At 62.4% G+C, this 9,293-nt stretch carries 10 protein-coding genes; 6 read left to right on the top strand and 4 right to left on the bottom strand.

The features are described 5' to 3' along the window. Nucleotides 1-730, bottom strand: a 730-nt coding sequence (locus ACH2EI_RS02810) for a PAC2 family protein (protein ID WP_395159099.1), incomplete at its 3' end; no start/stop codon positions are given. 88 nt (nt 731-818) lie between these two features. Between ACH2EI_RS02810 and ACH2EI_RS02805 the strand changes: the two genes are divergently transcribed. Then, nucleotides 819-1,526, top strand: coding sequence for a tetratricopeptide repeat protein (locus tag ACH2EI_RS02805; protein WP_395152768.1), 708 nt, complete (start codon nt 819-821; stop codon nt 1,524-1,526). A gap of 173 nt (nt 1,527-1,699) precedes the next feature. Continuing rightward, entirely contained in the window at nt 1,700-2,395 is a 696-nt protein-coding gene (locus ACH2EI_RS02800) for a helix-hairpin-helix domain-containing protein (RefSeq protein ID WP_395152767.1), read from the top strand. Between the two features lie 3 nt (nt 2,396-2,398). Here the strand turns inward: ACH2EI_RS02800 and ACH2EI_RS02795 are convergent, their stop codons facing one another. Next, on the bottom strand, nt 2,399-2,854 hold the full coding sequence (locus tag ACH2EI_RS02795) for a hypothetical protein (protein ID WP_395152766.1): 456 nt from the start codon (nt 2,852-2,854) through the stop codon (nt 2,399-2,401). A gap of 67 nt (nt 2,855-2,921) precedes the next feature. Here ACH2EI_RS02795 and ACH2EI_RS02790 point away from each other — a divergent pair, with 67 nt between their 5' ends. Together ACH2EI_RS02790 and holA are read left to right on the top strand one after the other, a co-directional pair. After that, on the top strand, nt 2,922-4,310 hold the full coding sequence (locus ACH2EI_RS02790) for a ComEC/Rec2 family competence protein (RefSeq protein WP_395152765.1): 1,389 nt from the start codon (nt 2,922-2,924) through the stop codon (nt 4,308-4,310). Then, entirely contained in the window at nt 4,285-5,229 is a 945-nt protein-coding gene (holA, locus tag ACH2EI_RS02785; RefSeq protein ID WP_395152764.1) for a DNA polymerase III subunit delta, read from the top strand. The genes ACH2EI_RS02790 and holA overlap by 26 nt, the downstream gene beginning before the upstream one ends. A 213-nt stretch (nt 5,230-5,442) precedes the next feature. Here holA and rpsT read toward each other — a convergent pair whose 3' ends face one another. Next, complete coding sequence (gene rpsT, locus ACH2EI_RS02780; RefSeq protein WP_395152763.1) at nt 5,443-5,697, bottom strand: 30S ribosomal protein S20; 255 nt, start codon at nt 5,695-5,697, stop codon at nt 5,443-5,445. Between the two features lie 116 nt (nt 5,698-5,813). Here rpsT and lepA point away from each other — a divergent pair, with 116 nt between their 5' ends. Next, nucleotides 5,814-7,670 (top strand): translation elongation factor 4, encoded by a 1,857-nt coding sequence (lepA, locus tag ACH2EI_RS02775; RefSeq protein WP_395159097.1) that lies wholly within the window; start codon nt 5,814-5,816, stop codon nt 7,668-7,670. Nucleotides 7,671-8,128: 458 nt separating this feature from the next. Here lepA and ACH2EI_RS02770 read toward each other — a convergent pair whose 3' ends face one another. Continuing rightward, entirely contained in the window at nt 8,129-8,704 is a 576-nt protein-coding gene (locus tag ACH2EI_RS02770) for a DUF1275 family protein (RefSeq protein WP_395152771.1), read from the bottom strand. A 152-nt stretch (nt 8,705-8,856) separates the two neighbouring features. Here ACH2EI_RS02770 and ACH2EI_RS02765 point away from each other — a divergent pair. Then, on the top strand, nt 8,857-9,293 hold a 437-nt coding region (locus ACH2EI_RS02765), incomplete at its 3' end, for an MFS transporter (RefSeq protein WP_395159095.1).

Here is a 9,293-nt window from a genome sequence, read left to right as displayed (position 1 = left end):
TGTTGGCGACCATCTGGTCGATGCGTTGCCGTTGGATCGCTACTTCATTGCGAAGCGCGGCACCGACGATCTTGACGCCAGTGGCTTCGTGGAGTCCATCGAGGAGTGCTGCCGAGGCAGCGGGATACGACATGGCTGAGAGGTAGTGCGGAACCTGCGCCCAGATGCCGAGCGCTGGGATCTTGCGATCGTGCATGGTGTGCTCGAGCGCAGCGGCCATGCCGGCAGGTACGTCGACAGAGCTCCGGGCGAACGACACGCTGGCGAGCACTTCGGTTGACGGCGATGAACAAGACAACCGTGCGTCGCGTGTGTGGGGGGCTGCGAACGGGTAAGCGCCAAAACCGATCATCTGCGTGACGCCGAATTCGACGGCGATGTCGCCCATCGCTTTCGAGAACCGGCGCCAGTTCATGTCGGGCTCGGGGCCGCTGAGTACGAGGATGTCGCGTCCGCCTGGCGATTGCCCGGCCGTGAGCTCAATGTGGTGCCACCGGAGGTTCGTGTTCACGCCGTCGCGGAGTTCCATCGTTGGGCGACGGGCGCGGTAGTCGACGAAGGTGTCGTCATCAAATCGGATCAACGGTGAAGTAGCGCACTCATCAGCCACGGCTTCAACGGCTGCTGCCGCCGCACCGGCCGCGTCGATCCAGCCGGTCATCATCACCAGCAGAATTGGTTCGTGGAGCATCGATTCGTCGGTGAGGAGTTCGTAATCGCCGTCGATCATGAGTCCGAGAGTACCGAGGTAATGCGGTGTATGCAGCCTCAGCGCAGAGGGAGGGAGGCCTGGCAGGGCTGACGGGTATGGTGCAGTCATGGTTGCTATTGACATCACCGACGCAACATTCGAAGCCGAAGTCATCGAGAAGTCCAGTCAGGTCATCGTGGTCGTCGACCTCTGGGCGCCCTGGTGCGGGCCGTGTAAGACACTGGGCCCGATCATTGAAAGCGTGATCGACGCGACCGACGGCAAGGTCATCCTGGCCAAGGTGAACATCGACGAGAACCCGGCAATCGGTCAGGCCTTCAAGGTGCAGTCGATTCCAGCGGTGTACGCACTCAAAGACGGCGCAGTCGTCAACCGCTTCATCGGGGCCCTTCCCGAGCACGAGATCCAAGCGTTCGTCGATGCGCTGCTGCCGTCGGACGATGAGCAGGCCCTGGCACAGTTGATTGCTGCCGGCGACGAAGCCAGCCTTCGCCTCGCGCTGCAGACGGAACCCGCCAACGAAGAAGTGATTGGCATCCTCGGCGAACTTCTCGTTGCAGATGGCCGGCCCGACGAAGCGTTGGCGTTGATCGAACGGATCCCCGAAAACGACCGGACCCGCAAGATCGCCGCAACTGCCAGGATCGGCGTGGCGCCGACCGACGACTACGACACGGAGCTCACCGCGTTGCTCGACTTGGTCAAGGCTGACGACGACGCACGGCAGAAGTTCGTCGACATCCTCGAGTTGATGGGTGCCCAAGACCCCCGCACATCCGACTACCGCCGCAAGCTAACCATGCGGCTGTACTGAAAATGCGGCGGCTGTACTGAAAATGCGGCGGCTGTACTGAAAATGCGGCGGCTGTACTGAAAATGCGGCGGGCCATGAAGTGGTCAGCAGGCGTTACCCTGCTCCGTACCGACTCCTTCCAAATGTAGCGAATCGCGCTGTGGCGTGGTTCCTGACGGTCGAGGAGGTCGATCGTGGAGGAAGTCTTTCGTCCCGAACCTGCACGCAACGTGTCCGAGCGGGCACAGGCATGGATCGGTTGGTTCGGGCTGAGCCGGCTGATCGCATCAGCAGTCGCCGTGCTCATCGTCTGCGGTGGCGCGTACTGGTTGGTCCGCACACCGCCGCCCCCAAGTGAGGCAGCACTACCCCGAGTCGAAGCTGCGGGTTCACCCGTCTCGACGCTGCCCACGCCGATCGCGACCGCTCCGGAGGTACCGGCGGCGCCGACATTAGGAGTCACGGTCCACGTGGCCGGCTCGGTGCTGACGCCGGGGGTCTACGAGTTGGCCACTGGAGCTCGCGTTCACGAGGCGATCGATCGGGCCGGTGGGATTACCGGTGACGCAGATGTCGACACGTTGAACCTTGCTGCGCCGATTGCTGATGGGAGCCGCATCTATGTGCCCGCGGTCGGTGAGGAGGTGTCGGCCGCGGCCCTGATCGACGTGCCATTCGTTGAGGGTGCGGTTGATGCCGGGCCGGTCAATGTCAATCAGGCCACAGCGGCGGATTTAGATGGCCTTCCGGGCGTCGGCCCAGCCACGTCGACGGCGATCATCACGGAACGCCAGCGCAACGGTCCATTTCTCAGCGTTGACGATCTGCAGCGCGTCCCGGGCATTGGCCCCGCCAAGCTTGCATCGATTCGTGACCTGGTGACGGTATGAATTCTAGAACAGGGCTTCGCCGAGCGAGATGGTGGCGATGCCGAGTGCGATGCCCGCGCCGAACCAGATGCCAGCAGCCATCCAGAAGTAGTGGCGCCAGTAGTCGTTCCACGTCGCCAAAGGATTGCGCGTTGCCCGCCTCGATGCGAGCAACCCAACCAAAATCCAGGCCACGGCCGATGCTGCGACCGCGACCGGATAGACGGACCGATCACCGAATGGGGCACCGGCGATCAACAAGCCGGGCGCAGCGAGCGCGCCACCGATCAGGCCGATGGCACCGCTCCATGCAGCATCTGACAGGTGCAGCACAGCGTACGACGCGCTACCAATCAGGGCAGGAAACAGCAGTCCGAGTAATGGCCCCCTGGCGCGAATGCGGGTGCGATACCAGCGCGGGCCGTCGATGAGTGGCGCGTCACGGCCGCGGTCGGCGGACACTCGTGGAGGTGCGGACATCGATGAGCTCACTGGTGCTCAATCGTACGGCAACGCCACGGCTGATCGAGGGCACCTCGCGCTGCAGTTGTCCGATTTTGGCGTCGTGGTCCTGGCCATCGTCGTCGCCGTGTCGGTGTGGGTAGGCGAACCGCTGATTGCTGTCGCTCTGGCGTTCGCCGCGACGCTTCCATTCCGGTCGGTCGTCCTGGTGGCCGTGGCAATCGTGCTTGCTGCCGGCGGATCGGTGCGTTCTGATCACGCTTGGAATGGGCTCCGACCCGACCAGCTCGGCGACTTCGAAGGCTGGGTCAGGCTGGTCGACGATCCACAGCCGTATCCGTCGAGCACGCGGGTGATTGTCGATGTCGACGGCGAGCGATACGAGATCTGGTCACGGGGTCGAGCGCAGCAGCTACGTGTTCGTGAATGGCGTGGCGGCCAGTGGATCTCGGTGAGCGGTCGGCGCACGCAGCTCGATGCGCAGCGGGCTGGTCGGGTTGCGTGGCAGCACGTTGTCGGCGAATTTGACCTCGACTGGGCGAGCGACGTTGACGAGGGTGGTCCGATTGCTGTCGCATCGAACCGGGTGCGCCGTGCGATCGAGCGCGCAGCGACCACACTCCCTGACGATGATGGTGCACTGTTCCGTGGGCTCGTTGTCGGCGACGATCGGGATCAGCCGCAGGCGATGATCGACCGGTTCAGGGCGAGCGGTCTCTCCCATCTCACAGCGGTGTCAGGGCAGAACGTTGCTTTTGTGCTGGCCTCGTGCGGGCCGTTGCTGCGTCGCTTACGGCGATGGCCACGGCTCGGCGTCACGGTCGGGTTGATCTTGTGGTTTGTCGCGTTGACGCGTTTTGAGCCATCGATCGTGCGGGCTGGAACAATGGCGTCGCTGTCGGCAATGGCGTATGCAACGGGCCGAGAGCGAGCGCCGATTCGCATCCTTGCGTTGGCGGTGCTCGGGTTGGTGCTGATTGATCCGTTGCTGGTGTGGTCGATCGGATTCTGGCTGTCGGTCGGTGCGACGACCGGGGTGATCACGGTCGGCCCGGCGTTGGCGAAACGGTTTGCGGCGCTCGGGCCGTTCGCGCTGCCGCTCGGGATCACGCTCGGTGCGCAGGTGGGCGTGGTGATTCCGGTGACGTTGGTGTTCGGGCGGCTGCCGTTGGTGAGCATTCCGGCAAACTTGCTGGCGGTGCCCGTCGCCGGCGGGGTGATGCTGTACGGGATGCCGGCCGGCTTGATCGCGGGCTGGTTGCCGCTCACCGCTCCCGTGTTGATGGCCCCGGCAAGGTTGGGTACTCGGTGGGTCGACACGGTGGCGCTGCTGGGGGAGCGGTTGGAGCCGGGCGGCGTGTGGCCGTGGGTTGGTTGGGCAGTTGTTGCGATCGTTTCGATGATCTGTGTCGCAGTCGGCGTCCAGCGCGGTAAGAATCAGAGCCTCCATGGCGATCCATCTCTTGACCGGTGACGACGAATCAATCTTGCGCACGGCGGTGGGCGACCTCGTGCACCACCTCGTCGGCGACGGCGATCGGTCGTTGATGGTCGACGAGTTCGACACCGCAGACTACGAACTGCGCCTTGTCGTCGATGCGGCGCAAACTCCGCCGTTCCTTTCCGACAAGCGTGTCGTGATTGCCCGCGACATCAGTCGGTTCTCCACTGATGAAGTGGCGCCGCTCTTGGCCTACATCGACAATCCGCTCGACACGTCCGACGTTGTGCTCGTGGCCGGTGGAGGGCGGATCTCCAAGAAGCTCACTGATGCTGCGAAGGCGAAGGGCAAGGTTCACAACACCTCGCCCGGGCGCGACAAGCGATCCTGGGTGCAAGACCAGATCAAGCAGTCAGGTCTTAACGTCGACGGCTCAGCAGCCAACCAGCTGGCGCTGTGGCTCGGTGAGGATGCCGGTCGACTCGACGGCATCTTGGCCACACTGGCCAGCGCGTACGGTGCCGACGCGAAGATCTCGATGGCGCAAATCGAACCGTTCCTCGGCGAAGCCGGGGGAGTGCCGCCGTGGGACCTCACCGACGCAATCATGATCGGCGACACCACCAAGGCGCTCACACTGCTCGGCCGGATGGTCCATGCCGGGGGCCGCCACCCGATGCAGGTCATGTCCATACTGCACAACCACTACTCGGGGATCGCCAAGCTCGACGGTGCCGGCGCTCGGAACGAAACCGACGCAGCCGCGGTCACCGGGCTGAAGGGCTTCCCCGCCAAGAAGGCGCTTCAGAACTACAACAAGCTGGGCGGTGCCAACTGCAAGCGTGCGATCACCTGGCTCGCCCAGGCCGACCTCGACCTCAAGGGCGCCAAGGAACTCGACCCCGAGTTGGTCATGGAAGTCCTCGTCGCCCGCCTCAGCAAACTCCGTTAACCGCGGGCGTCCCGGGCGTCCCAAAATGGAGACCATCTCAACGCGCGGGCGTTGAGGAATGGTCTCAATTTCGGCGAGGTGCCTGAATCATCCCGAAACTGAGACTGGTTTGCAGCGCCGACGCGCAGAGATGGTCTCCATTTTGGGAGGCTCGCGGGCCGAAAACGACAAAAGCGCCGCACTATGGCGGCGCTCAGGTCGGAATGAAGTGATTCAGTCGACGGACTGGAGCTGCTTCATGAGGCGGCTCTTCTTGCGAGCTGCTGCGTTCTTGTGCATGACGCCCTTCTGGGCGGCTTTGTCGATGCGCCTGATGGCGAGACGAAGTGCCTCGGTGCCGCCATCGGTGCCAGCAGCGGCCCGAGCAGCCTTGACGCGGGTCTTGACCTCGGCGCGAACCGACTTGTTACGCTCGGCGCGCTTGGCATCGGTGAGGATGCGCTTTTTCTGGCTCTTGATATTTGCCATGTTCCTGATGCCTTCTTTGTCGATCTCGTCGGGCCACAGAGAGCGGAACCGAACAGCCGTGAAACTCTACCGAGCCAGGTGCCCGCCGCCAACGTAGATCGCATGTGAACCCTGGGATGAATGATGCTCACGAGTTGGCGAACCTGGACGCCAGGGGATCGAACCTGGCAGATAGCTTTGGATCCGACATGGAAATGGACAAGATCCGCAACTTTTCGATCATCGCGCACATTGATCACGGCAAATCAACGTTGAGCGATCGCATCCTCGAGATCTCTGGGGCGGTGAAATCCCGTGACATGAAAGCGCAGTACCTCGACACGATGGACCTCGAGCGCGAGCGCGGCATCACGATCAAGGCCCAGAACGTTCGTGTTTCCTGGAAGGGCCACACGTTCCACTTGATCGATACGCCCGGCCACGTTGACTTTGGTTACGAAGTCAGCCGCAGCCTTGCAGCATGTGAAGGCGTCGTGCTCGTCGTCGACGCAGCGCAGGGCATCGAGGCCCAGACTCTCGCCAACTGTTACCTCGCTCTCGAGAACGACCTCGAGATCGTTGCAGTGCTCAACAAGATCGATCTGCCGGCCGCCGACGTCGACCGCTACGCCGGCGAGATCGAACAGGTCCTCGGCATCCCTCGTGAACAGATCCTGCCGATGTCGGCCAAGACCGGCCTCGGCGTCCCCGAGTTGCTCGACGCGATCATCGAGCGCATCCCCGCACCGAAGGGCGACCCTGACGCACCGCTGCAGGGCTTGATCTTCGACTCCCAGTTCGACCAGTACCGCGGTGTCGTCTCGTCGGTCCGCATTATGCAGGGCACGATGAAGTCGGGCGAGAAGCTCCAGTTCATCAACGCTGGCGCTCAGCACGAAGCGATCGAGATCGGCGCCCGCATGCCCGTGATGACTCCGCTGAAAGAGATGGGCCCGGGCGAAGTCGGCTACATCGTCGCGGGCATCAAAGACGTCGGCGATGCCAAGTCGGGTGAAACGGTCACCACGGCGATTCACGGCTCGACCGAGGCACTTGAGGGCTACCGCGAGCCACTCCCCATGGTCTTCTCCGGTCTGTTCCCGATCGACGGAGACGACTTCGAGAACATGCGCGAGGCTCTCGGGAAGCTCAAGCTGAACGACGCCTCAATCACCTACGCACCAGAGTCGTCGGGTGCGCTCGGCTTCGGGTTTCGCTGCGGATTCCTGGGCCTCCTCCACATGGAGATCGTGAAAGAGCGGCTCGAGCGCGAGTTCGACCTCGCCCTGATCGCCACAGCACCGAGCGTCGAGTATCTCGTCACCAAGACGGATGGCACTCAGATCAAGGTCGACAACCCCGCTGATCTGCCCGAAGCGCAGAGCATCAGTTTCGTCGAAGAGCCGTTTTTTAAAATCTCGATCATCACACCCAGCGAATACACCGGCGCACTGATGGACCTCTGTCAGACGCGTCGCGGAGAGATGCAGAAGATGGAATACCTCTCGCCTGAGCGAATGGAACTTGTCTACGAGGTGCCGCTTGCTGAAGTGGTCGTCGACTTCTTTGACCAGATGAAGTCGCGGAGCAAGGGCTACGCGAGCCTCGACTACGAGCTTTCCGGTTACCGCAAGAGCAACCTCGTGAAAGTCGATCTGCTCCTCAACGCGATCCCCGCTGATGCGTTCTCGACGATCGTGCACCGTGACAAGGCGTATGCCTACGGCAGCCGGATGTGCGAGAAGTTGAAAGAACTCATCCCGCGCCAGATGTTCGACGTGCCGATTCAGTCGGCTATCGGCGGCAAGATCATCAGCCGTGAAACGGTGAAAGCGAAGCGCAAAGACGTCACCGCCAAGTGTTACGGCGGCGACATCACGCGTAAGCGCAAGCTGCTCGAGAAGCAGAAAGAGGGCAAGAAGAAGATGAAGTCGATCGGTCGGGTCGAAGTGCCCGGCAACGTCTTCATCGACGCCCTCAAGCTCGACGACTAGACAGGCCAGAACGGGCATCCAAGCCGTAGGTCCCAACCGGCTGTCCCCTCAGCAAAATGGCGCCGTCTGCCACCTCGAACGGTAGAGCCACGACGTGAATGTTCGTGATCGCAGCGGCTTCGCTGGCTGCAGGGCGGTTGAACGTCGCCGAACTTGATTCAGCGTCCGGAGCGGAAACGGTTGGCGATGATGGCCTGCTGTTGGGCAGGTCCAAACCGGTCCAGTGAGCTTCCGCGGGTATGTGGGCTGGAATCCGACCTCCCACCAATCCAAGCAGACGGCGCGCAAAGCGGATGCAAAGCGAAACGGACTCCAATTCCTCGGATCAACGGCGTCATCCGCGACGGCCCAACCCTTCTCAAAGTGGTCTGGGGCGAGGCGTTCGCTGGCCGAGCGGTAGACCTACCTAAAATATGCCTTACTTGCTCGTGGCCACCGCTGTCTCGAGACGGACCATCTCATCGGTCCTCGGTCATCAGCCCCCTGTCGTCGGTGCTCGAGGTTTCTTCGACTTCAGCTTGCGGCTGAGTGCTTTCAATATTTTTCTGAGCATAAATCCTCCTGGTCGTCGTTGTACGAGCTTGGCACATCCGCGACGACATTGCGAGTGGTCGCGTGCCGCTGAAGGGGACCCGGCGTTCTGATCCCCTGACTCGGGACTTTACGAAAGCAGAGCGGAACTTGGCAATTGAGCGAACATAGACGGTGAAGACCAAGAGGACGTCGGACGGGGTGAGGAGAAACAACGGAGATGAGCCGAGCGCAGAAGCCGCTGCGGCGCATCCCACGTAGCAGCCGCACGCACCGACGAGGCCTGGATGCCATCGCGAAAGCCCCGACTCCGACCCCGCAGCGAGGGACCAGTCGCCCGACCCATTGAAGATCCCGACTCGGACCATATTGCCGCTCATGTTCGCGACAAAGACGTTCGTGACGTGCAAGCAGAGATGCACATCGATGAACCCGGCGATACCTGCGAGCGAACACGCCAAGGCGAGCGGTCCCGAGGGGCGATGAGCAGTCTCGGCATTCATTGCACGTTGCGCTGCTGGTCGACGTACATCACGCTTGTCGAGGCTCATCAACAAGGCCCAACATGCGTGGCATGCGCGAGATCGCCCGGTGAAGCGGTGAGTCGGACCAAACGCCAGACTCTCAGCGTGAACGAACAGTGGGTTGACCGGCGGTGAGTGCTCCAATCGCCGCTCGCGAACCTGCTCCGCCGCCCGGATCCGGATTCGGATCCACCACGTTCCGGTCGCTGCGGTACTACAACGCCCGTCTGTTCTTCGGTGGCCTGCTGGTGTCGAACGTTGGCACGTGGATGCACCTCACGGTGATGTCGATTCTTGTGTTCCGGCTCACGGGCGAGGCAAGCAAGGTCGGCTTCACGATCGCCTTCCAATTCGCGCCGATGCTGTTCCTCGGCGCGTCTGCGGGAGCGATGGCCGATCGGCTGAACAAGCGGAAGATGGCGATCATCACCCAGTCGGCGATGGCGAGCCAGGCGTTGCTGCTCGGTGTACTCGACCTGACCGGCGTGATCAACCTGCCGCTGGTCTATGCGATGTCGCTGTTCCTCGGCATTGCGAATGCCTTCGACAACCCAGCACGCCGCAGCCT

The sequence above is a fragment of the Ilumatobacter sp. genome (assembly GCF_041688325.1).
Taxonomy (GTDB): domain Bacteria; phylum Actinomycetota; class Acidimicrobiia; order Acidimicrobiales; family Ilumatobacteraceae; genus Ilumatobacter_A.
The sequence above is the reverse complement of the archived record's forward strand: the minus strand, read 5'-3'. Positions and strand labels throughout refer to the sequence as shown.